Genomic DNA, 22,410 nt, shown 5'->3' on the forward strand with positions numbered 1-22,410 from the left:
ACCAGTTATAACACCGAAAGGCCTCATGAAGCATTAAATAATATGACGCCGATTGAGTATAAAACCCTAAGACAAGCAGTATTATTTTCTACTTGAAGCTTGTACTAAGTTTGGGGTATTTACATATTGAAAACCCGTTCTCTCCATTTTCATCTTCTATTAAATAAGCATTAGGTAAAGCAATAACTGTGTTAGAAAGTAAATTTCTGATTTCTCCACAAACTGCACCACCACCACACCCATAAACCTTAACTAAATATTCATAAGCAAAGTTTGCATTTTTTATTTTTGCTTTAGTTTCAACAGAGAAATCAGCAAAATTTAAATTAGTATTGGTTTTATTTTGATTTTGATTGGCGTTGGTGTAACCAAATGAAAATAATAAAAAAGATAAAATAGCGTACTTAAATATTTTCATTTTATCTCCAATTGCCATTTTTAGGCTTTATCGAGATTTCAACCACTTGATTAGGTAATATCTGTGTTGAATTCAAGCTGTCGCTTTGGTAATCAGATGAGCTTTTAAAGGTCGCGATGTGTTTCCGATTTAATAGGCTATGCGTCTTGCAATTAGTTATGTATTACCCGGCCAGTTAATAGTTTATTTTAACAGGCCGGGTTTTGTGTTTGCTGTGGTGCAGATTAATGCTTAATTATATGGAGCAATGCTTTGGGCTACACTGGTTAATCCCTGTGCCAGAGCTTTAACCATATTACTGTAGCCATTACCTTGCTGAGCAATGCGGACGTTAAAATTCTGTCCTGTTTCATCAGTACCCAGCCAGCTACTGTAGCCATTGATGTAGATATAACCATCGTAGCTGCCCTGAAAGGATTGGATATAAACAGTTAGTGTGGCGGCTTTGGGTTTGCTCTCAGGGGTAAACAGATAGTGAGCGCTCTGTTTGTTCAGTTCATTGGCTAATGCCAAACTGATTTCATTGCCCAAATCATCTGCCCATAAATGTTGCTGGGCAAAATGCAGGGTGGTTGGGCTGTCCTGATAAACCAGATTTCCTTGATTGAGACGTTCGGCCAGTACGACTTTAAGCTGAACAGGGGTTCGCTGGCTGGTGGCAGGCAACTGATAATTACTGCCGGGTAACTGGTAATAGGTTACCGAATTGCTGGCACAGGCGCTGAGTGCCAGAGTGGCGGCGCAGACAAGTGGTAGCAGGATTTTCATTATCTGGCTCCTTTTGGCTCTGGGTCATGCCCGCGGCGGTTGAAAATCAGGGCATTGGGTTGCTGTTTCAGGGTTTTCAGTGTCGGCTGTGCCTCTTTCAGCGTGCTATCAATGCTTTTCAGGGTTTGCTGAATATCGCTATATAGTGGAGAGGTACTGGATACGCCTTGCAGGGTAGTACGCAACTCCTTCAGGGTAGCAGCCAGCTCGGCCGGTAGCTGTTGAGTTTTGTTTTGCGCCAGAAGCCGGTCAGCGCTGGCTAAAGTAGTTTTCAGTTGTGCCAGTGTGCTGTCTAGCTGATGCATGGAATGCTCTATTGGTAGGTTGTTTAGTTTGGTTAATAACGTCGATACTTGATTCTGAATCATATCGAATCCGGTATTGCTAGTGCCGATTACGGTATATCCCTGGTAGTATGCTACTGGTTTGAGTAGCGACTTGCCGGGTTGAGCCTGTGTTAGGCTGATATACTGATTACCTGTAAGTAGATTGTCTTTTTCTAGTGATGCAGACAGACCTTTATTGAGTGCCTGCTGGATTTGTTGCTGCCATATTTTATCATCCTGTTTGCTGGCATTGATTTCCATGCGTCCCGGTTCGATGCGCAGGCGTACCGGTATCCAGCCATGCTGGAATAGTTTATGGCTGTCATTCAGGGCGAAGTAAGGTACGTCGGCAACGGAACCGATGTTGATTCCCTGATACTCTACTGGGGCGCCGACGCTCAGGCCTCGCACTGATTGCTGAAAAAATACCACGTAGTATTGTGCACGTTTGGTGGGCAGGTTATCCAGTTCGCGTTCACTGTTATACAGAGTAAATTCGGTATTGTTGGTAACAGGCTTGCCTTTGCCTTCAAACATGGTTTTGAAAACAATGGCTCCTGAGAGCAGGGCAGGCAGGGGAGCGGAATCGATGTGCACACCACCGCCTGATGCAGTAACCTGAATGCCGGTCTGCAACCAGAATTTAACTTTGTCGCCAATCAGACTGTCGTACGGACTGTTTATATAAACCTGATAATGGACGCTGTTGTCTTTGGGATCAAAATCGGCTTTTTCAATTCGTCCTGCACTGATGTCGCCGTAAAGTACGGGGCTGCCCGGCGTTAGCAGCTTATCACTGTGACCTTTCAGGCGTAGACGGATGCCGCTTTGGGAAATGGCACTGACTGGCGGTAAATCTCCTACAGTAAAAGTTTCGGCCTTTTCTTTGCTATGGCCGGGGGTAAAGGCAATGTAGGAGCCAGATACCAAGGTATTAAGGCCGGTAATGCCACTTTGGTCTATGCGCGGTTTGACAATCCAGAACTGGGTATCTTTACGCAGCATATCTTTGACATCTGCGCTCATCTGCGCTTTGATCTGCACTCCTTTTTCATCCGGACTGATGCTGATGGAGGTAACTTTACCCACGGTAACATTCAGTACTTTGATTGCCGTTGTGTTAATTTCAATTCCATCTGCATCGTTAATGTACAGGGTAATTTCCGGTCCTGTATGGCGCAGGTGCTGGATAAATAGCCAAGCTCCTGTTAATAACGCCAATACCGGGATAGTCCACACCAGAACATTAAATGGTGGGGTATGCTTTACTGTAGCCGTTGTTTGCGTAGATTCATTTTCTGTTTGGCTCATGATGAATGCCTTTTAGTGCTACTTTTATGATGAGATGGATGTTGTTTTACCTCATCCCAGATTAAGCGTGGGTCGAAACTGAGTGCTGAGATCATAGTTAAAATGACTACTGCGCAAAAATAAATGGTGGCGGCACCTGGTGCCACATTTGCCAGTGGTGTGGAAAATGCTGACATAAGTATGATAACGACGAAAATATCAATCATTGACCAGCGTCCGATTGATTCGGTAATGCGGTACAACATGGTTAATTTACGTGCAGACATTAGTGGCCGGTAAGCAGCCGAGTAAAGTAATACCAGCATGAATATGATTTTCAGCACGGGAATGGCCATGCTGGCACTGAAAATAACTACGGCTATGAGTACATCGCCATCATTCCACATGTATTCAATACCATCAAGAATGGTACTGGCCAGATTGGTACCTGGGGAACGGGTTATCATCATGGGCAGTAAATTGGCTGGAATATAGAAAATAATGGCTGCCAGTAAAAATGCCATGCTGATACTCAGGCTTAGAGGTTTGCGCCGGCTTAAATAGGAACCACAAACGTCACAGACATTCTGGGTATCCGGTTGTTCAAACAGGCAGTAATGACAATTGATGGTGTCAGCGTTATGGATTTGTAATGTTGGGTCATGGCCAGTAAGGCGCTGAATCTGATAAAAAATCCAGTGTTCGGGTACACCCTGAGAGGTGCGGATGAGCAGGATGGCCAGTACCATCATAAGCCAGAAAGCCAGCCCGAAGTGTATTTGTGCCATACCGCTGATTTTGATGTAAGACACCAGCGTAGCAATGTAAAATACATCTACCATGATCCAGTGGCGCAGACGTACCAGTGTACGGGTAGCGTATAACATGCCCGGTAGCACTTGCTGATAGCGCAGGCCGGTATAAACGTACAGGCACAAGAGCAGAAACAGTACCGGTGAACCAAAGGTAAGAAAAAACATGATTTCTGCCAGCAGGGAATAGTCCTGCTGTGCCAGTGACGCTACCATATAGGGAATAGTTAACTCTATATGCATGCCAAACAAATCTATGCTCATGTATAACTGGGTGTACACAATGGTCATGATAATCAGTGAGGCTATGGCATAAGCTGTCGGCGTATCAAGCGGATGTGTTTCGACCCGTACAAGATGCTGATGGCAGCGCGGACACAGAGCAGATTCACCCGGAGTCAGGACAGGAATGAATAATGACAGACCACAACAGGGGCAGCCAACTTGATGGGCAGGCAGGCTGCCAACAGGCAAGTTGGTTGATGGCTGTTGCGCTGATTGTACGGAACGATAGCTCAAGATATCAGGTTTCAGTTGGGAAAGCAGCTATATAAAAAAATAACTTAACAGAGTAGCAATTGCTCTGTTAAGTTTAATATACGTAATTTAAGGCCAATGTGCAATTGACTTATAATGCAGTAAGTACTGCATCACCCATCTGACTACAGGAAACGCGCTGGCAGCCTTCTTCAAAAATATCACTGGTACGCAACCCTTGTGCCAGTACTTTACCCACGGCCTGCTCAATGCTTTGTGCTGCATGCTCATTATTCAGGCTGTAACGCAATAGCATGGCCAGAGAAAGTATGGTTGCTAGTGGATTGGCCAGATTCTGGCCAGCTATATCAGGGGCGGAACCATGTGAAGGTTCATACATGCCTTTTCCTGTTTCGTTGAGAGAAGCAGAAGGTAGCATGCCAATGGAACCAGATAACATGGATGCCTGATCAGAGAGAATATCGCCAAAGATATTGCCGGTAACAATCACATCAAACTGCTTGGGCGCTTTTACTAGCTGCATGGCTGCATTGTCTACATACATATGGCTGACGCTGACATCTGGATAATCCTTACTCATATCCGTGATGATTTCACGCCACAGTTCGGTAGTTTCCAGTACATTGGCTTTATCAACGGAACACAGTTTTTTATTGCGTTTCTGCGCAGCTTCAAAGGCAATTTTACCAATGCGGCGGATTTCACTTTCATTGTAACGCATGGTATTGATGCCTTCACGTTCGCCATTGGGCAAAGTATGAATACCGCGGGGTTCGCCAAAGTAGATATCACCGGTTAATTCGCGCACAATCAGTATATTCAGGCCAGAAACAACTTCCGGTTTCAGGGTTGAAGCATTGGCCAGCTCAGGATAGAGAATCGCCGGGCGCAGATTACCAAACAGGTTAAGGTCTTTGCGTATGGCCAGCAAACCACGTTCGGGGCGTAATGGACGTTCCAGCTTGTCATATTGTGGGCCACCAACGGCACCCAGTAATACTGCATCTGCCTGACGACAGATATTTTGGGTAAATTCGGGGTAGGGGTGGCCATATTCATCATAGGCAGCTCCCCCTAACGGTGCGTATTGATAATCTGCATCCAGCCCATCTGCAATAAGTTTGTCTAAAATGCGTACTGCCTGTGCAATGATTTCCGGCCCTATGCCGTCACCGGGAAGAATGGCAATGTGTTTACTCATTTTATTCTTTCTGCATGTTAATTAATTGCCAATGGCCTTGCGGTCATCAGTTTGTTTATTCTGAATAAAAGAAAAATAAAAATTTACCCGATTCAATTAAGGCTGATACAGCCAGGGTTGCTGTTGCTGGTGTTTGGTTTCATATGCCTTGATGGCATCTGCGTGTTGTAAAGTCAGGCCAATTTCATCCAGACCATTGAGCAAACAATGTTTGCGATGCTCGGTAATCTCAAAATGATAATGATTACCATTGGGTGTGCTGACGGTTTGTTCTGGCAGATTGATGCTGAGCTGGTAGCCTTCCTGAGCAACAACTTCCTGGAATAGCTGGTCAACGACTTCCTCAGGCAGAATAATCGGTAATAAACCATTTTTATAACAGTTATTAAAAAAGATATCTGCAAAAGAGGGAGCAATGATAGCTCGGAAGCCATAATCATCCAATGCCCATGGTGCGTGTTCTCGGCTGGAACCACAACCAAAATTTTTACGTGTGAGCAGAATATGTGCACCCTGATAACGTGGCTGGTTGAGCACAAAATCCGGATTTAAGGGGCGCTTGCTGTTATCCATACCGGGTTCACCGTGATCCAGATAACGCCATTCATCGAAAGCATTGGGACCAAAGCCACTGCGTTTGATTGATTTTAAAAATTGCTTTGGAATAATGGCATCTGTGTCTACATTGGCGCGATCCAGAGGTGCCACCAGAGCAGTAAGGGTAGTAAAAGATTTCATGCTGGTATTTCAGTATTGTGTAGTTAATGATTGAATTTTGAGCAAGCCCTGACGGGCTTGCGTACAGTTACATTTCTGAGCGTACGTGGTCAGAAGCATTACTTACTGCTTGGCCACCGGAGGAAATATCACGACCCACACCGGAAACAGTATGACAACCTGCCAGAAAACCAACAATGGCAATACTCAAAAGCATCAGTTTTTTCATGATCTTATCCTTGTATGATTATTTATCGGCAGCATTGGACAAGTGCTGGCCACCGGCTCTTACATCCTGTCCCATTCCATGAATTGTGTGACAACCAGAGAGTACAGCCATAACCATTGCAGCAATTAACAACATTTTTTTCATGCCTTACTCCTTAAACAAAGATAAAAGTAAACAAATTCAATCAGAACTACATGCTTATCATGCACTTGCTGGCCTAAAACTGCAAGTTATTCACTTTATATCTGTCGCACATCGGTAAAATATCCGGTAATTGCTGCTGCGGCTGCCATGGCCGGACTAACCAGATGAGTACGCCCGCCATTGCCCTGCCGGCCTTCAAAATTGCGGTTGGAAGTAGAAGCACAGCGTTCCTGTGGCTGTAAGCGGTCTGCATTCATGGCCAGACACATTGAGCAGCCCGGTTCACGCCATTCAAAGCCAGCCGCAGTAAAGATTTTGTCCAGACCTTCTTCTTCCGCTTGTTGTTTAACTACACCAGAGCCGGGCACAATCAATACTCTTTTAACATTATCTGCCTTGTGTTGCCCTTCTGCGACTTTGGCGGCCATACGCAGGTCCTCAATGCGCCCGTTGGTGCATGAACCGATAAATACCACATCAACAGGAATTTCATTTATTGGTGTGCCGGCAGTTAATCCCATATATTGTAAGGCGCGCTGCATGCCTTCGCGCTTAACCGGATCAGCCTCTGCTGCCGGGTCGGGTATCTGTTTGTTTATTGCGATAACCATTTCCGGTGATGTGCCCCAAGTTACCTGAGGCTCTATATCTGCTGCGTTAAAATGATAGGTTTTATCAAAATGCGCGCTATCATCAGACACCAGAGTCCGCCAGTAGCTGACAGCCTGTTCCCATAATGCCCCTTTGGGTGCAAAATGACGGTCTTTGATGTAATCAATGGTTGTCTGGTCTACGGCCACCAGACCAGAGCGGGCACCGGCTTCAATTGCCATATTGCAAAGTGTCATGCGCCCTTCCATTGATAGATTGCGTATGGCTTCGCCACCAAATTCAATTGCATAGCCGGTTCCGCCAGCTGTACCAATCTGGCCGATAATATATAAGGCAATATCTTTGGCGGTAATGCCGGGTTTGAGATTGCCATTAATTTCAATCAGCATGGTTTGTGATTTTTTGGCGGTAATGCACTGTGTTGCCATGACATGTTCTACTTCTGATGTGCCGATGCCATGAGCAAGTGCACCGAATGCGCCATGTGTGGACGTATGTGAATCGCCGCATACTACAGTCATGCCCGGTAGAGTCGCACCCTGTTCCGGGCCAACAACATGGACAATTCCCTGATTGATATTTTTAAATGGATAATATTTCTGTACGCCGAAATCCTGAATATTTTTATCCAGCGTATTGACCTGAAGTTTGGATATGGGATCAGTAATGCCTTCATCCCAGTGATCAGTAGGGGTGTTGTGATCAGCTGTGGCCACAATGCTTTGCTCGCGCCAGAGCGGACGGTGCGCCAGTTTCAGGCCTTCAAATGCTTGCGGGCTGGTTACTTCGTGCACCAGATGGCGGTCGATATAAAGTAATACTGTGCCATCTGCCTGTTCTTGGACAATATGGCTATTCCACAGTTTTTCATACAGGGTTTGTGCGTTCATTGTAGTAGCTTTGTTTTGTTATGATTTCTGTGTGAGGAATCTTAATACTGTTAAGACAGTTTTACAAGTATTTTTGTCTAAAAATAAAATAATCAGCAAATATAAGCAAAAAATTTAGGTAATTTTAGACGAAATGTCTAAATTAACTAAACTGACATATCTAAATAATTTTCTGATAATGATTATATTTGCTATTTTCTGCTGAATTGTCGTTTATTGTTATAATGATGACTGCCATATGAAGCAAAAAATGCTGTGTGTGAATGTAGAAAGGAATGAAATATGAGTTTACCGGATGTGGCCGCAGCGCATCGTATAGAGTTGCAGAATTTTGAACGTGCAATTTTAGCCAAACAAACCCAAATTGAATCATGGTTTCGTTCTCAATGGCGACATCACCACGCTCCTTTTTACGGATCGGTGGACATTCGCAACAGCGGATATAAATTGGCCAGTATAGACATGAATCTGTTTCCCGGCGGCTTTAATAATCTGAATCCTGCTTTTCTGCCTCTGGCGTCGGTAGCGGCGCAGGATGCGGTGGAACGTGCCTGTGCTGAAGCGAAGTCGGTATTATTAATCCCCGAAAACCATACGCGGAATACTTTTTATCTGCAAAATGTTTATGCATTGTATTCAATTCTGCGGCATGTTGGTTTAGATGTTCGTATTGGTACATTAAATCCTGAAATTACTCAGGTGACCACGCTTGAAACCGCACTTGGTGACCACATCACACTGGAACCGGTACAACGACAGGGAAACCATTTGCAGCTCGCTGATGGGTTTACGCCATGTATGATTCTGCTAAACAACGATTTGTCCGGTGGTGTGCCAGACATCTTACAGGGTCTGGCGCAGACATTGTTACCCCCAGTGAAAGCTGGCTGGACCACAAGGCGTAAAAGTACCCATTTTCAGGCCTACAACCAAGTGGCGGCAGAATTTGCCCAGCTGGTAGGTATAGATGAATGGACAATCAATCCCTATTTTGAAGTATGCAGCGGTCTCGATTTCACTAGCCATGAAGGAGAAAATCGCTTGGCCGAAGCCGTAGAACGGCTGTTACAGCGTATTCAGCACAAATATGATGAGCTGGGGATTAAGGATAAGCCCTTTGTTATTGTTAAGGCTGATGCCGGCACTTATGGTATGGGCGTGATGAGCGTGCATTCTGCTGATGAAGTGCGTGGACTCAATCGCAAAAAACGCAATAAAATGGCCAAAATCAAAGAAGGCCTGGAAGTTAGCGAAGTCATCGTGCAGGAAGGTATCTATACTTATGAAACACTGCAAGGCGCAACAGCCGAACCAGTGGTATACATGATGGATAGATTCGTTATCGGTGGCTTTTATCGCGTGCATCAGGATCGCGGGCCTGATGAGAATCTTAATGCTATAGGTATGCATTTTGTCCCATTGAAATGTAATATCGCTTCACCGGAAACGCAAAATGCTGAAGAAGAAACTGTAAGCAAACGCGAGTTTAAGCCGTGGGAAAAGCTGAGCATACCGCAGACAGATGCTATTACTCAGGCTAATGATTGCGAAAGTACTCGCTTGTATGTGTATGGCGTACTGGCCAGATTATCTTTACTGGCCGCAGCAATTGAACTGGAAAATATGCCTGAACCGACTGTTTAATTTACCTGAACTGCCTTGATTGTATTGTTGCGCTGATTTTCAGAACTCAGCAAATCAGCTTCAGTTTTAGTAAATCGCTAATTGATAAAGTATTATACCTAATGAAAAAAACTCGAGTATTAACCGGCGTTACCCCCAGTGGGATACCACATCTGGGCAATTATGTTGGGGCAATTCGCCCGGCGATTCAGGCCAGCCTGAACCCTGACGTGGAATCATTTCTGTTTTTATCAGATTATCATGCCTTGATTAAATGTCATGAACCTGAAAAAGTGTACGAATCCACAAAAGCGGTGGCGGCAACCTGGCTTGCCTGCGGTCTCGACCCAGAGCGTACCACTTTCTATCGTCAGACAGATATTCCCGAAATAATGGAATTAAACTGGATTCTTACCTGCAATACCGCTAAAGGGCTGATGAACCGCGCACATGCCTATAAGGCAGCCATGCAGGATAATGCTGAAAAAGGGCAGGAAGACCCGGATCATGGTATTGAAATGGGGCTGTTCTGTTATCCGATGCTGATGAGTGCGGATATTCTGATGTTTAATGCAGATAAAGTACCCGTGGGGCGTGACCAGATTCAGCATCTGGAAATGGCTCGCGATATTGCCGGCCGTTTCAATCATCGTTTCAGACCGTTGTTTACCTTGCCGGAAGCGCAAATCGATGACAATGTTGAAACACTTGTGGGATTGGATGGCCGTAAAATGAGCAAAAGTTATGGCAATACCATTCCGCTGTTTGAGTCTGAAAAGAAATTGCAGAAAGCAGTTAATAAGATTGTCACTAATCTGAAAGAACCCGGCGAAGCGAAACAGCCGGATGAAAGTCCTTTGTTTGATATTTACAAGGCATTTGCCACACCAGCAGAAACCGACCAGTTCACACAGATGCTCGCAGATGGACTGGCCTGGGGTGAAGCCAAGAAAATTCTGGCGGCAAAAATCAATGAGGAACTGGCTGAGAAGCGTGAACGCTTTGCGCAACTGAACGCACAGCCTGCCCTGATTGAAGATATTTTGCAGGCTGGTGCTGTAAAAGCGCGCCAGCAGGCACAGCCGCTGCTGGAGGCAGTACGCGAAGCAGTGGGTATCCGTTCATTAAAATAGAGTACATTTTTATCCGGAAGGGAAAATGACTCTCCCTGCCGGATAAACAATCCGACAGGTAAACTCAATGAAAATCCTATTTATTGCCGACCCGATGGCAGGTTTTAAAACCTATAAAGACACCACGTATGCCATGATGCGGGAGATGGCCAGACGCGGCTGGAAACTGTTTCATACATTAGCCAGTCAGCTGAGTGTGCAACAGGAATGTGTTGTCGCCAGTGCGAGCGAGTTCAGCTTTACTGATGCCAGAGATGAGCATGATCATGATTGGTTTAACTCTTTGCCACCGCAGCAATGCCCACTGAATCGTTTTGATGCCGTTATCATGCGTACCGATCCGCCTTTTGATATGCAGTATCTGTATGCTACTCAATTGTTGACACTGGCCGCCAAACAGGGTGCCTATGTGTATAACAGTGGTCAGGCAATGCGTGATTTTAATGAAAAACTGGCCATTCTGGATTTCCCTGAGTTTACCGCCCCAACACTGGTTACTACACACGCAGCTGATGTGCGGGCGTTTCTAAATGAACATCAAGACATTATTATCAAGCCGCTAGATGGAATGGGCGGTATGGGCATCTTTCGCTTAAAACAGAACGACCCAAATATTGGCAGTATTCTGGAAATGTTGATGCGTCTGGATAGCCGCACCATCATGGCACAACGTTATATTCCCGAAATTGTTCATGGCGATAAACGTATACTGATTATTGGCGGTAAAGTAGTGCCGTATGCGCTGGCACGTATCCCGCAGCAGGGTGAAACGCGTGGCAATCTGGCTGCTGGTGGCAGAGGTGTAGCCCAGCCATTAAGTGAACGTGATCTGCAGATTGCAGAAACACTGGCTCCAGAACTGGTACGCAGAGGTATTTTACTGGCCGGTCTGGATGTTATTGGTGATTATCTCACTGAAATCAATGTTACCAGCCCAACTGGTTTTCAGGAAATTACCAAACAAACCGATTGTGATGTAGCCGCACTGTTTGCCGATGCAGTGGAAGAAGCTGCGCGCTTGCATGGTTCACCTGTGTAGCTTTTCATATATTTTATAAAAATCAGATGATAAAAGGGAAAAATTATTGTCATGTCGGAAAATAACAATCAGTACGCCACAAATATTAAAGGTAAAAAAGGTTTACGCCGTATATTCAATGCTTATGGTTATTCTCTGGCCGGTTTGAAAGCCGCCTGTAGCGAGTCAGGTTTTCGTCAGTTGTTATTATTAAACAGCGTATTGATTGTACTGGTATTTGTGCTGGATTTTGGTATGCTGACACGGATGGTATTGATTATGGCCTCATTTTTAAGCTGGATTGTTGAGCTGTTTAATACCGCTATTGAGGCTGCCGTAGATCATACTTCGTTGGCTAAACATCCTTTGGCCAAACGTGCCAAAGATACAGCTTCGGCCGCTCAGTTGTTAACTATGCTACTTCTGGCTATCTTGTGGTTATTGGCATTATGGCGTGATTATCTGGTTAACTGGTTTTAAACAATACTGTATTTCTACTATAGATAGTCGAATTGCTGATGCGGGTATTGTTAACTTTTTACAAAAATTGCTGACTGAATATAAATCTGGACTGCTGTCTGAAAAATAGAAAGTAAACAATGCATTTTTTGATAATTCTATTACCTGTATTCGGTATTTTTGTCACAGGTTTTATTGCGCAGAAAGTATTAAAATTTGATATTGCCAGTTTATCAAAAATGTCGTTGTATATTCTTTCGCCATTTTTAGCCTTTAAAACGTTCTATAGCCATCAGTTAACTGCTGCCTATGCTTATTATGCCTTTTATGTACTGGCTTTATGTGTCGGGCTTATTATACTGGTTTATCTCTGGTCGAAAGTGTGTCATTACCAGAATCAGGATAATTGCGCCCTGATTCTGGCGTCATGCTTTATGAATAACGGTAACTACGGTACGCCGGTTATTCTGGTATTTTTCGGTTCTGCCGGTTTTGATGTGGCTGTTATCCTGATGGTATTACAGCAGTTTATCATGAGTACTCTCGGTACCTATTATGCAGCCAAAGGCAGCAGTGATGTCGAAGGTGTCAGCCAGCGGACGATACTGAAAAAAGTTTTACGGATGCCGATTGTCTATGGTGCTCTGCTCGGGCTGATATTTCAATTGCTGCATATTCCCTTGAGTAAAGAAATTATGCTGGCCGTGGGCATGATAGGGGATTCATCTATTCCAGTAATCATGCTGATTCTGGGTATGCAATTGGCTACATTACATATCAGGCAAATTGAAGTTGCCAAAATAAGCTTTGCACTGGTTATCAGATTACTGATTTCACCCCTCTGGGCAGTACTGCTGGTGTATTTTATGCCGATAGACCTGATGTCCAAAAAAGTACTCATTGTGCTGGCGGCAATGCCTACAGCCGCCAATACTACCTTACTGTCTGTACAGTTCAACACCAGACCACAGCTGGTATCTACGGCAACATTTATCAGCACAGTATTAAGTCTGATTACTTTGCCTGTTGTTCTGATGCTGGTGCAGCCACCGGTAATACATTTGTAAGCAGTATAAATATAGTTTAAATAGGATATCAGGTAATAAATGAACTTGAGAGCGGCAGGTAGATAGGTTTCAACGTTGGCACATAATTTGATAACGATACACCCAATACTAGCTGTTACCTGATGTAGCTATAATTATTACCATTTCCTTAATGCTTTTTAGTCTGAGAACAGCAATAATAATTAGTTTTAAATTAAATCAGGCTCAATAGTACGAAAGTATGCATACCGTAAAAATGTAGAAGTGCATTGTATTTACCGATTACAGTAGTAGGCTGAGAAATTATGTACTTCGTATCAAAACATGCCGTATCTAGTATTATAGATGGCAATTATCTTACCTTTATCCATTATGTACTGGGTGCCATACTGTTTAAACTAGTATTAATTACATGGCAATTTTGTTTTCTCTATCTGAGACTAATAAAATTTGGCAAAGCTTAGGGTTTTTATCGATTATTTCAATAAAAGAATAGAATAACTTTTTACTTATCTTGTTTGGCATGAATATTCTGATTGGTAAAAACATTCAGCCTATTCAGGTTGATTCATCAAAATATTGTTTTTGATTGCCCAAATCAGTGTTATTACCAACTCTCCCAAATAGAATAAACCATAAGCTATTTATATTTGTTTTAATATTTATTGCTATAATAACAGGAAGTTTGCTTTTGCAACTGTTGTATATAATTGAAGCAAAAAACTGTTTTGTTATCGTAGCAATCAAAAGGCTACTAAATAAAGATAACACGGTTATCTTTAGCGTTTTAGAACCATTACTCTATCAAGATATTGGCTGATTACTGCTTCCCAAAACTTATCGTTATCACTATAAACCGGTATCATAGCCGCTTAAACCTGTTGTGATAACAAATTGAATGGCACATGACTAGATTAAAATTTACCAAAATGCATGGTTTGGGTAATGATTTCATGGTTATTGATGGTATCAACCAGAAATTTGACCCGACAACAGCACCTATTGCTGCATGGGCACAACGGCATACAGGTGTAGGATTCGACCAGCTTCTTTTGATTGAAGCGCCGCAGACAGCAAAAGCTGATTTTCGGTATCGTATCTTTAATGCCGATGGTTCAGAAGTGGAACAGTGTGGCAATGGTGCACGCTGTTTTGCCCGCTTTGTCTACGATAAAGGCCTAACCAGCAAGCAACAGATTGTGGTAGAAACAGCCGGTGGGGTGATTGTGCCGCATTTAAATGATGATGGTACAGTAACAGTAGATATGGGCGTGCCATTATTTGCACCCGAACAGATTCCGTTTGCTGCCATTGATGAAGATGATGCCCAGCGTATCAGCCATCAGCTGATTGTTGGCACTGATATGGTTGATGTGACCTGTATCAATATGGGTAATCCGCACGCCGTAATGGTTGTGGAAGACATCGACCAGGCACCAGTACATCGGCTGGGTGCTGCAATTGAAAATCATAAACAGTTTCCACAGCGGGTTAATGTGGGATTTATGCAAATACTGTCACCACAACAGATTCGCTTGCGTGTCTTTGAGCGTGGTGTTGGCGAAACACAGGCTTGTGGTACCGGTGCATGTGCAGCGGTAGTGGCCGGAATCAGTCTGGGTTTACTAGGCGATGATGAACCGGTACAAGTTAATTTACCCGGTGGGCTGCTATCGATTAGTTGGCAGCAACAGCCAGAAGATGCTCATGTCTGGATGACTGGCCCGGTGCAGACTGTATTTGAGGGGGAGATTAATTACTTATGAGTATTGATGAAGCAAAAGTGCGTGCTTTTTTACATGCACAACCACAGTGGCTGTACGAACATGCTGCCGAGTTTAATTTGCGCCCGATCGAAAGCAAGATATTGTCATTTCAGCAGGGCAAGATGCAAGTGATGCAGCGTAAAACCGAAAAAATGGCCTCACAACTGATTCAGATGCTGGGTGATGCTGATGCAAATCACACACTGATGGCTAAATTTATGGCATTTGATCAGCGCCTGCTTACTGTAAATACAGTGACACAGTGGCAGTGTGCAATCAGGGATGGGTTGAAGAATGAATTTGCTTTATCTTACTATGCGCTGAAAATTGTTGCCGATATACCAAAAAATGTGCGTGTGCCTGTAACTTTACTGGCTGAAAACAGAATTAAAGCCATTAGTGAAAAATTAACTGCTCCTGTTTGTGGTGCCTTGCCGGCAGCGGCTTTATTAGAGTTATTACCTGCGCAGCCACGTCTGGAAAGTTTTTTACAGTTACCACTGCTCTGGAAAGATCAAGTGCTTGCCATACTGGTTATTGGCCATGAAAATGAAGCGCATTTTGCTCCCGATATGGCCACTGAATGGGTAACAGCCATGGCTGATAATATGGCTATTGTTCTGGCGCGTTTGCTGAAATTGGTACGCTAATGGGTACACTAATAAGTAATGCTGTTGTACTGATATATGCTGTACTGTTTGTCTGGCAATGCTGCAAATATCAGCTTGATGGCTGGTTGGCGGCATCAGTAACTGTCTGGTTGGTTTTGACCAACATCAGTAGTGAGATTTTGCCGGGTATTGCTGGTCCTTTTAAGCCGGTAAATTCGTTTCTGGTGCCTGTGTACGTATTGCTAGGGTCATGTTTCGCTATGCACCAAGGCCGCAAACTCAGGAATAGCCCTTATTTAACTATGTTGTTCTACAGTTGCTGGTTACAGCTTGGATCATTGGCTATTTGTCTGGCTTTAGTTCTGTGCCTGATAACAAAAGCTGCTCTGATTATCCCTTTTCTGGTAAGTTTGCTCCAGATGTTTGCCTGGCAACCGATTTTCTGGATTGGTAGTCAATGGATATTGATGATGATGCTGTTTTTGCGTGGCGCTGATAACGAAAAGCCAATATGGCGTTGGCAGACTTTGCTGCTTTTCAGTTTATTTACACAGCTGGTATATATGACGTTAAGTTTTAGAGGAAAATTGTAATTAGGATTGGTAATGAACACCTAAGATAATTTCTATTGTTTTAAAAAATCACATAACAAAAAAGCCAGACTAAACAGTCTGGCTTTTTTGATTTGTGTGTGCTTATTTAGAAGCAGCAGCTGCTGAAGCTTCGGCTTCAGCTTCAGAAGCAACAACAGGAGCAGAAACTTCAGAAGCGGCAGCTGCTGGTTCAGAAGCAGGAGCAACTGCTTCAGAAGCAGGAGCCGCAACTTCAGAAGCAGCAGAAGCAGCAGGAGCTGCTTCGTCTTTAGTACAAGCAGCCAAGAACAAAGACATCAGGGCAGCAGCAGCTAACAAAGATTTTTTCATGATTATGTACCTTAATCTGTATCAAAAAGTATTACTTTAATGATGGAAGTCCAGTTTTTGCACACCATATCGTTTCATCAACAAATAGCTATAGTGCGCATAACTTGTGCAAATCGAATTATGCCCCGCCTTGCAAACTAATGCAATCAGCCATGCGTGTATTTTTGTTAAATAAGGCGGTTGGTAAAGTCTGTTGCCTAATTGAAAATGCTGTTTGATGATATACAAGCTTCTGTATGCAATTACAGGCGATTGGTAAAATTAAAAATATAAGATATTGATAAAATTTAGTAAAAGTAAATAATATTCGACAATAATTTTACAGTTAGGTGATTACATATCCAAATTGTTAAAATAAACATCAGTTGCTTTTTTACAACATGTTTGCATGTTTGTGGCTTTATTGCCTCATATAAACTTTTCAACTGTTACTAAACGGAGTACTTATTTCATATATAGGAACGAAGTACCTCATTTTTGCTGACTGTGGTTGTATAAAAAAGGCGTTTTATAAATGATTTTTTGAATACTCATCATGTGGTCGTAATTAACCTCAAATCTGCAATTCAATTATCTTATGTATTCAGATTAGTATTATTAATAATACAACCGTTCAATACCTCAATAACCAGCGACAGCTTATTTGCCGTTTTAAACTCTACAGTCTTCATGTTGGATTTAACATTTTGACTTGGTATAGCAAATAGTTGAAAATTGTTAATCTATTACTGAATGCATCTGCTATTAAAATACAAAATTTAAGATAGCAGCAATTTTTATGATTTCAAATTAAATTTAGTTAATGGGTGAGTATTGCTGGCTATAACTTATTTATCTGTATCTGGCTGGTTTATCACTCTTTTTTTACATCTTAATTTGTTTGCATCTTTTATTAATCTGTCTATACAGCTAGTCAAAGACCGTTTAATTGCCATTGTTCGTTATAATGACAAGTTTTGAATATCCGGCATGCGTATATTAGGCATGCTAGCTGTTTTAGTTATCATTGTTTCAATTCAGGAAGCTTACCATGACAGAAACCGTTGAACGCGAAAGCATGCAGTATGATGTTGTGATTGTTGGTGCTGGTCCGTCAGGTTTATCTGCTGCCATCCGTCTGAAGCAACTGGCAGCACGGCAGCAACGTGACATCAGTGTGTGCATAGTCGATAAAGGTTCTGAGGTGGGGGCACATATTCTGTCTGGTGCAGTTATTGACCCTCGTTCTTTATCTGAGCTAATTGAAAACTGGCAGGAGAAGGATGCGCCATTATCCTGTCCTGTTAAGGAAGACCGGCTGCTGTTTCTAACCCAGAAGAAAGCCTATCGATTGCCCACTCCGCCAAGCTTTAACAATCATGGTAATTATATTATCAGTCTGGGGGTATTTTGTCGCTGGCTGGCGCAGCAGGCAGAAGAGCTGGGTGTAGAAATCTATCCGGGTTTTGCTGCTGCGGAAGTACTGTATCACTCTGATGGTTCCGTGCGTGGCATAGCTACCGGAGATATGGGGCTAAACCGTGATGGTAAGCCCGGAGACAATTATCAGCAGGGTATGGAGCTATTGGCGCAGCAAACCATCTTTGCGGAGGGCTGTCGTGGTTCGCTTACCAAAACCTTGATTCAGCAGTTTGGATTAAACAGGGATTGTCAGCATCAGACATACGGACTCGGGATTAAAGAGTTATGGGAAATCGCGCCAGAAAAATCCAGACCAGGCACGGTAATACATTCAATTGGCTGGCCACTGGATCAGCAGACATATGGCGGCTCATTCCTGTATCACTTGAATGATAATAAAGTGGCTGTGGGATTTGTAATCGGTCTGGATTACCAGAATCCCTATTTGTCGCCTTTTGCTGAAATGCAACGCTATAAAACCCATCCGGCCATTCGGGAAGTGCTTGAAGGTGGTAAGTGTATTGCTTATGGTGCACGCGCGTTAAGCGAAGGAGGGCTGCAAAGTCTGCCCAAGCTGACTTTCCCCGGTGGTGTACTGGTTGGTGATACAGCTGGCTTTCTGAATGTGCCGCGTATCAAAGGGATCCACGCCGCCATGAAATCGGGAATGTTGGCAGCAGAAGCCGTGATTGACGTATTGAATGCAGAAGGCATCGATGAGAGTAGTAATAGTGAAGCTGTAAGGTATACTGAATTGTTCCGAAACAGTTGGTTACATACGGAATTGCATAAAGTTCGCAATATGCGGCCAGCGTTCAAATGGGGGCTGTTTGGCGGTCTGGCTTATGGTGCACTTGAAGAATATCTGTTCAGAGGCAAAACCCCATGGACACTTCGCCATTACTGTGCAGATTATGCATCTTTGCGTAAAGCGCAGGACTGCCAGCCTATTGATTATCCTAAGGCAGATGGTAAATTAACCTTTGATCGCATGAGCAGCGTTTTTCTGGCAGGAATCAGCCACAATGAAAGCCAGCCGGTACATTTACAACTGCATAACCCGGCACTGGCCATCAGTGTCAATTATCGTGATTATGCCAGCCCAGAAATCCGTTATTGTCCTGCTGGTGTGTATGAAATTGTTGAAAAAGCAGGAAACCCACACTTGCAGATTAATGCACAGAATTGTGTACACTGCAAAACCTGTGATATTAAGGATCCCGCCCAGAATATTAACTGGGTGTGTCCAGAAGGTGGCAGTGGCCCCAATTATGCGGAAATGTAAATGTTAAAATAAGCTTAAATTAGCAAGTCCTGATATAAAACAGGCTGGTAATAGTACTATTACCAGCCTGTTTTATATCAGTGTTCGCGTTCATGAAAGAATGCGTATGTTGCGTCATGAAATAGTTCCACTTGCGGATTTTCTTCATACTGCAACCGTGCAACTTCGTTATCAAAAGCTGCACGAATGGATTCTGTGGCCAGTTCTGCTATATCTGCCGGCAGTGCTCGTAATAAGCCTTTCAGTGCTGTAGCCAGAACCCGGTTTTGCATGATTAAGGCTTCGTTACTTTCTTCAAGAAACTCAATACGCTGTTCGATTGTATTCATCATTCAATCCTAATTTAATTGGGAAAAATATACATTATTTTAGCATTTTAAACTATAAAAGTTGTTATAATTACTAAGATATGGCGCACTAAAAAATCATGTGCAGCCTGTTTAAAATATATCGGGATAGCGAGAAGAGGGGGCATGGTGAAAAACCAGTATGAACAACAAAATCAATTTGTTTTTACTCTGAGTGAAGATAATCCACCTAAACAGCAAGCTGTGGCCAGTACGACTACCAGTGCGGCAACAATGACAACAGATGTGATGCCCGAGTGGGAGCGCCGTCTTGAACAGTTGCGACAACATAAAAAAAAGCAGGATGGCGGGTCTGTTCACCATGAGAATGCAAAAATCACTAAACCGTCAGTGGCCGCACGCAAAACCAGAAGGCCGGAGGAACATGGTTTCAATTTACCACCGGCGGTAACGGGTACTGTAGCAGGCCGTAGCGCATATACAAGGCCTAATCCCAGAAACAATAACCTGCCTCAGCCTAATAATGAAGTTTTACTTGATCCAGTACAGCGGGAGCGGGTTTATCGTGCTTACCTGAAGCAATGGCAGCAGCAAAGTACTCTGGAAGTACAACAGCAGGAATCTGCTTTAAATGATACAGCCTTACTGATTCAGGAAGACTGGCTGGCTGCACAGAACTGTTTACAAAGCGCACCCATCGATGAAAATTTGCCTTCAAGCTGTACTATTCAACTAAAGGGTAATCAGTCTACTGTCTTACAAACAGAAACCAGCCAGAATAATGCTGATGGTGAGTTGCCTGCTACAACAGAAAACGGCCAACCAATTATTCATGTACATATGCATGTGATCGAACCACGCGGGACGGCCAACAGGGCAGTAGCCTGTATTTCCGAGCAGGCATTATTGCAGCAGTTAAGCGAGAAATTACGTCCCCATCTGGCCGATGTATTGTCAGGTATGGTGCGTGTTGCCGTACAAAAACATACTGCCGGACTGGTAAGTACCTTGCAGCGTGAATTACTGGCAGAAGTGCCTGCGGCGGTAGAAGATGTATTGCAGCATAATCTGGCGCAAGTAATGAGTAATTTTAAGAAAAAACAACGCTAAAAGCTGATTTTATTTTGCCGGTTATGCACAGTGGACTAAAAATTTTTATCTGTAGTTCTGTAGTGATACAAAAATAATTGCAGTTTCATCAGTTTTGTCACATAACCAAAAGATTAAAAATTAAGGTAGCCAAATATCAGTTTGGATAATATTCATTTTGCTTTATAGGATAGCGGTTTTGAGTAATCGATAATATTGTTATCGCCCGTTTTATCGCAAACTGGCAAAACTATTTATTTTTAGAGCTACCCTAAAATTTGTATTGATTTACTACTGCGGGAAAAGTTTAAATGCATTCAGTGAATAATGGAGAACAACAGGCAATTATGCTATACTGCGCGCCATTCTGATTAAAATCAATGCAATGCCAGTATAGCTCAGTTGGTAGAGCAGCGCACTCGTAACGCGAAGGTCACAGGTTCGATTCCTGCTACTGGCACCATTATATTTAATAAAATTAAGTGATTAACCGTGTTTTGTGTCAATATTGTGACAATTAACTTTTAAAAATAACTGTTTTGGGGTATGGTGTGTGATTCCCAATCAGTCAATTTTTATATATGGCTTCCATCTTCAAACGCGGGGACAAATATACTGCGCGCGTCCGCCTTAAAGGTAAAGAAGTAACCAAAACGTTCTCTACCAAAGCCGAGGCGCGCGAATGGGCAGTACAAACAGAATCAGATATCAATAGCAGACGACTAGGATTGACGCCGAAGAATATTACTGTTGGCGACCTTATCCGTCGATATTTGTTAGAAGTAACGCCTTTGAAGCGAGGGCATAGAAATGAGCATATTAGACTTAACCTAGTACTAAAAACTGATTTGGCCAATGTTCTTGTCTCTGAATTAATGCCAACCCATATTGCTCAATGGCGGGATGATCGTCTAAAGAAAGTACAATCTCCTAGCGTCGCCCGTGAACTAACTACTATTTCTAGCGTACTTAATCATGCAATGAAAGAGTGGGGGCTCATCTACGACAATCCTGCCCGTAAGATCAAAAGGCCACAAGGAAATAAAGCGCGTACACGCAGGCCTACAGACGATGAAATACATCGCATTTGCTTATGGTGTCATTATGATGATAGCACCCCTCCTAAACTGAAAAAACAGCGTGTAGCCTTGGCTTTCTTGTTTGCAATTGAAACAGCTATGCGAGCTGGTGAATTATGTGGTTTGGAGTGGGGCGATATCGATTTTAACCGCAGGGTGGCGCACTTAGAAATGACTAAAAACGGCTACTCTCGCGATGTCCCGTTATCTAAGGCTGCAATAAAACTACTTCATCAGCTTGAGCAGGTTAATTTGCCTACTGTTTTCGACCTTGATCCAGATTCATTAAGCACCACATTCAGGCGGGCTTGTCGCGTTTGCGGAATATCTGACCTGCATTTTCATGATTCACGCCGTGAAGCCTTGACAAGAATGTCTAAAAAGGTGAATGTGATGGATTTGGCAAAGATTTCAGGGCATAGAGATATAAAAATATTGCTTAATACCTATTATGCCCCAGACGCAGCTAATCTGGCAGATTTACTTGATTGATTGCTTTCGTTTGGCATAATCTTTTACATCTGCTGGAATCCATAAAGAATGCGCCGTTTGATTCAATTTTACCGGCCTTGGAAAATCAGGCTTACACGCGATGCGACTTTTAAAATGCCCAATTGAGCATGAAAAGAATCGGGCGCATCGTTCTGCATTCCATAAATTGCTATTATCATTTTGCGCAAGAATAAGCGCATCTAGTCTATTAAGGATGTCGGACAATAGTGTGCCTAAATCAGCTTGTGCGGTTTGCATTTGTCGTTCCATTA

23 protein-coding genes and 1 tRNA gene are annotated in these 22,410 nt (G+C 43.2%); 12 read left to right on the top strand and 12 right to left on the bottom strand.

What is annotated here, in order from left to right; translation table 11 throughout:
• Positions 1–88: 88 nt before the first annotated feature.
• The 9 genes from BGI33_RS01335 to leuC all read right to left on the bottom strand — a co-directional run bounded on the left by BGI33_RS01335 (position 89) and on the right by leuC (position 7,905).
• Positions 89–436 (bottom strand): hypothetical protein, encoded by a 348-nt coding sequence (locus BGI33_RS01335; RefSeq protein WP_100089597.1) that lies wholly within the window; start codon positions 434–436, stop codon positions 89–91.
• A 213-nt stretch (positions 437–649) separates the two neighbouring features.
• The gene (locus tag BGI33_RS01340; protein WP_100089598.1) at positions 650–1,186 is read right to left on the bottom strand and encodes a PqiC family protein; all 537 of its coding nucleotides are present in this window, start codon (positions 1,184–1,186) and stop codon (positions 650–652) included.
• The gene (gene pqiB, locus BGI33_RS01345) at positions 1,186–2,823 is read right to left on the bottom strand and encodes an intermembrane transport protein PqiB (RefSeq protein ID WP_100089599.1); all 1,638 of its coding nucleotides are present in this window, start codon (positions 2,821–2,823) and stop codon (positions 1,186–1,188) included. Before pqiB ends, BGI33_RS01340 begins: the two co-directional genes overlap by 1 nt.
• Complete coding sequence (locus BGI33_RS01350; RefSeq protein WP_100089600.1) at positions 2,820–4,133, bottom strand: paraquat-inducible protein A; 1,314 nt, start codon at positions 4,131–4,133, stop codon at positions 2,820–2,822. Before BGI33_RS01350 ends, pqiB begins: the two co-directional genes overlap by 4 nt.
• Before the next feature lie 109 nt (positions 4,134–4,242).
• On the bottom strand, positions 4,243–5,313 hold the full coding sequence (leuB, locus tag BGI33_RS01355) for a 3-isopropylmalate dehydrogenase (RefSeq protein WP_100089601.1): 1,071 nt from the start codon (positions 5,311–5,313) through the stop codon (positions 4,243–4,245).
• 96 nt (positions 5,314–5,409) lie between these two features.
• Positions 5,410–6,051 carry a 3-isopropylmalate dehydratase small subunit gene (gene leuD / locus BGI33_RS01360; RefSeq protein WP_100089602.1) on the bottom strand — a complete coding sequence of 214 codons (642 nt, stop codon included), beginning with the start codon at positions 6,049–6,051 and terminating at the stop codon, positions 5,410–5,412.
• 67 nt (positions 6,052–6,118) lie between these two features.
• Complete coding sequence (locus BGI33_RS01365; protein ID WP_100089603.1) at positions 6,119–6,259, bottom strand: entericidin A/B family lipoprotein; 141 nt, start codon at positions 6,257–6,259, stop codon at positions 6,119–6,121.
• Between the two features lie 18 nt (positions 6,260–6,277).
• Positions 6,278–6,403 (bottom strand): entericidin A/B family lipoprotein, encoded by a 126-nt coding sequence (locus tag BGI33_RS01370; protein WP_080701765.1) that lies wholly within the window; start codon positions 6,401–6,403, stop codon positions 6,278–6,280.
• 95 nt (positions 6,404–6,498) lie between these two features.
• Positions 6,499–7,905, bottom strand: coding sequence for a 3-isopropylmalate dehydratase large subunit (gene leuC / locus BGI33_RS01375; protein WP_100089604.1), 1,407 nt, complete (start codon positions 7,903–7,905; stop codon positions 6,499–6,501).
• A 282-nt stretch (positions 7,906–8,187) separates the two neighbouring features.
• On the opposite strand from leuC, the gene gshA reads away from it, so the two are divergent.
• The 8 genes from gshA (at position 8,188) to BGI33_RS01415 (ending at position 16,154) form a co-directional block, all read left to right on the top strand.
• Positions 8,188–9,549 carry a glutamate--cysteine ligase gene (gene gshA / locus BGI33_RS01380; RefSeq protein WP_100089605.1) on the top strand — a complete coding sequence of 454 codons (1,362 nt, stop codon included), beginning with the start codon at positions 8,188–8,190 and terminating at the stop codon, positions 9,547–9,549.
• 101 nt (positions 9,550–9,650) lie between these two features.
• Positions 9,651–10,661 carry a tryptophan--tRNA ligase gene (gene trpS / locus BGI33_RS01385; protein WP_100089606.1) on the top strand — a complete coding sequence of 337 codons (1,011 nt, stop codon included), beginning with the start codon at positions 9,651–9,653 and terminating at the stop codon, positions 10,659–10,661.
• A gap of 67 nt (positions 10,662–10,728) precedes the next feature.
• A complete protein-coding gene (gene gshB / locus BGI33_RS01390) occupies positions 10,729–11,700 on the top strand; it encodes a glutathione synthase (protein ID WP_100089607.1) in 972 nt (323 codons plus the stop codon).
• Positions 11,701–11,751: 51 nt separating this feature from the next.
• Positions 11,752–12,159: a diacylglycerol kinase gene (locus BGI33_RS01395; RefSeq protein ID WP_100089608.1), complete on the top strand. Its 408-nt coding sequence runs from the start codon at positions 11,752–11,754 to the stop codon at positions 12,157–12,159.
• 119 nt (positions 12,160–12,278) lie between these two features.
• Positions 12,279–13,205 (top strand): AEC family transporter, encoded by a 927-nt coding sequence (locus BGI33_RS01400; RefSeq protein ID WP_100089609.1) that lies wholly within the window; start codon positions 12,279–12,281, stop codon positions 13,203–13,205.
• An 884-nt stretch (positions 13,206–14,089) separates the two neighbouring features.
• Positions 14,090–14,950: a diaminopimelate epimerase gene (dapF, locus tag BGI33_RS01405; protein ID WP_100089610.1), complete on the top strand. Its 861-nt coding sequence runs from the start codon at positions 14,090–14,092 to the stop codon at positions 14,948–14,950.
• Positions 14,947–15,600, top strand: coding sequence for a DUF484 family protein (locus BGI33_RS01410; RefSeq protein WP_100089611.1), 654 nt, complete (start codon positions 14,947–14,949; stop codon positions 15,598–15,600). The genes dapF and BGI33_RS01410 overlap by 4 nt, the downstream gene beginning before the upstream one ends.
• Positions 15,600–16,154 carry a hypothetical protein gene (locus BGI33_RS01415; RefSeq protein ID WP_100089612.1) on the top strand — a complete coding sequence of 185 codons (555 nt, stop codon included), beginning with the start codon at positions 15,600–15,602 and terminating at the stop codon, positions 16,152–16,154. The genes BGI33_RS01410 and BGI33_RS01415 overlap by 1 nt, the downstream gene beginning before the upstream one ends.
• Positions 16,155–16,256: 102 nt before the next feature.
• Here BGI33_RS01415 and BGI33_RS01420 read toward each other — a convergent pair whose 3' ends face one another.
• On the bottom strand, positions 16,257–16,484 hold the full coding sequence (locus BGI33_RS01420; RefSeq protein WP_174828777.1) for a hypothetical protein: 228 nt from the start codon (positions 16,482–16,484) through the stop codon (positions 16,257–16,259).
• Positions 16,485–17,514: 1,030 nt separating this feature from the next.
• Between BGI33_RS01420 and BGI33_RS01425 the strand changes: the two genes are divergently transcribed.
• On the top strand, positions 17,515–19,170 hold the full coding sequence (locus BGI33_RS01425; protein ID WP_100089614.1) for an electron transfer flavoprotein-ubiquinone oxidoreductase: 1,656 nt from the start codon (positions 17,515–17,517) through the stop codon (positions 19,168–19,170).
• A gap of 77 nt (positions 19,171–19,247) precedes the next feature.
• Here BGI33_RS01425 and BGI33_RS01430 read toward each other — a convergent pair whose 3' ends face one another.
• Entirely contained in the window at positions 19,248–19,499 is a 252-nt protein-coding gene (locus BGI33_RS01430) for an NGO1151 family protein (protein ID WP_100089615.1), read from the bottom strand.
• Between the two features lie 147 nt (positions 19,500–19,646).
• Here BGI33_RS01430 and BGI33_RS01435 point away from each other — a divergent pair, with 147 nt between their 5' ends.
• The 3 genes from BGI33_RS01435 (at position 19,647) to BGI33_RS01445 (ending at position 22,138) form a co-directional block, all read left to right on the top strand.
• Entirely contained in the window at positions 19,647–20,588 is a 942-nt protein-coding gene (locus tag BGI33_RS01435; RefSeq protein WP_144236225.1) for a hypothetical protein, read from the top strand.
• Between the two features lie 366 nt (positions 20,589–20,954).
• A tRNA-Thr gene (locus tag BGI33_RS01440) sits at positions 20,955–21,030 on the top strand.
• 118 nt (positions 21,031–21,148) lie between these two features.
• Positions 21,149–22,138 carry a tyrosine-type recombinase/integrase gene (locus BGI33_RS01445; RefSeq protein WP_100089617.1) on the top strand — a complete coding sequence of 330 codons (990 nt, stop codon included), beginning with the start codon at positions 21,149–21,151 and terminating at the stop codon, positions 22,136–22,138.
• Here BGI33_RS01445 and BGI33_RS01450 read toward each other — a convergent pair.
• Positions 22,127–22,396, bottom strand: coding sequence for a hypothetical protein (locus BGI33_RS01450; protein WP_037406616.1), 270 nt, complete (start codon positions 22,394–22,396; stop codon positions 22,127–22,129). The genes BGI33_RS01445 and BGI33_RS01450 overlap by 12 nt on opposite strands.
• Positions 22,397–22,410 lie beyond the last annotated feature (14 nt).

The organism is Snodgrassella alvi (genome assembly GCF_002777425.1).
GTDB classification, from domain to species: Bacteria; Pseudomonadota; Gammaproteobacteria; order Burkholderiales; family Neisseriaceae; genus Snodgrassella; species Snodgrassella alvi_B.

Coding starts and splice junctions, on each gene's coding strand:
- BGI33_RS01335 (WP_100089597.1), bottom strand. CDS start 436: ATGGCAATTGGAGATAAAATGAAAATATTTAAGTACGCTATTTTATCT.
- BGI33_RS01340 (WP_100089598.1), bottom strand. CDS start 1,186: ATGAAAATCCTGCTACCACTTGTCTGCGCCGCCACTCTGGCACTCAGC.
- pqiB (WP_100089599.1), bottom strand. CDS start 2,823: ATGAGCCAAACAGAAAATGAATCTACGCAAACAACGGCTACAGTAAAG.
- leuB (WP_100089601.1), bottom strand. CDS start 5,313: ATGAGTAAACACATTGCCATTCTTCCCGGTGACGGCATAGGGCCGGAA.
- leuD (WP_100089602.1), bottom strand. CDS start 6,051: ATGAAATCTTTTACTACCCTTACTGCTCTGGTGGCACCTCTGGATCGC.
- BGI33_RS01365 (WP_100089603.1), bottom strand. CDS start 6,259: ATGAAAAAACTGATGCTTTTGAGTATTGCCATTGTTGGTTTTCTGGCA.
- BGI33_RS01370 (WP_080701765.1), bottom strand. CDS start 6,403: ATGAAAAAAATGTTGTTAATTGCTGCAATGGTTATGGCTGTACTCTCT.
- leuC (WP_100089604.1), bottom strand. CDS start 7,905: ATGAACGCACAAACCCTGTATGAAAAACTGTGGAATAGCCATATTGTC.
- gshA (WP_100089605.1), top strand. CDS start 8,188: ATGAGTTTACCGGATGTGGCCGCAGCGCATCGTATAGAGTTGCAGAAT.
- trpS (WP_100089606.1), top strand. CDS start 9,651: ATGAAAAAAACTCGAGTATTAACCGGCGTTACCCCCAGTGGGATACCA.
- gshB (WP_100089607.1), top strand. CDS start 10,729: ATGAAAATCCTATTTATTGCCGACCCGATGGCAGGTTTTAAAACCTAT.
- BGI33_RS01395 (WP_100089608.1), top strand. CDS start 11,752: ATGTCGGAAAATAACAATCAGTACGCCACAAATATTAAAGGTAAAAAA.
- BGI33_RS01400 (WP_100089609.1), top strand. CDS start 12,279: ATGCATTTTTTGATAATTCTATTACCTGTATTCGGTATTTTTGTCACA.
- dapF (WP_100089610.1), top strand. CDS start 14,090: ATGACTAGATTAAAATTTACCAAAATGCATGGTTTGGGTAATGATTTC.
- BGI33_RS01410 (WP_100089611.1), top strand. CDS start 14,947: ATGAGTATTGATGAAGCAAAAGTGCGTGCTTTTTTACATGCACAACCA.
- BGI33_RS01415 (WP_100089612.1), top strand. CDS start 15,600: ATGGGTACACTAATAAGTAATGCTGTTGTACTGATATATGCTGTACTG.
- BGI33_RS01420 (WP_174828777.1), bottom strand. CDS start 16,484: ATGAAAAAATCTTTGTTAGCTGCTGCTGCCCTGATGTCTTTGTTCTTG.
- BGI33_RS01425 (WP_100089614.1), top strand. CDS start 17,515: ATGACAGAAACCGTTGAACGCGAAAGCATGCAGTATGATGTTGTGATT.
- BGI33_RS01430 (WP_100089615.1), bottom strand. CDS start 19,499: ATGAATACAATCGAACAGCGTATTGAGTTTCTTGAAGAAAGTAACGAA.
- BGI33_RS01445 (WP_100089617.1), top strand. CDS start 21,149: ATGGCTTCCATCTTCAAACGCGGGGACAAATATACTGCGCGCGTCCGC.
- BGI33_RS01450 (WP_037406616.1), bottom strand. CDS start 22,396: ATGCAAACCGCACAAGCTGATTTAGGCACACTATTGTCCGACATCCTT.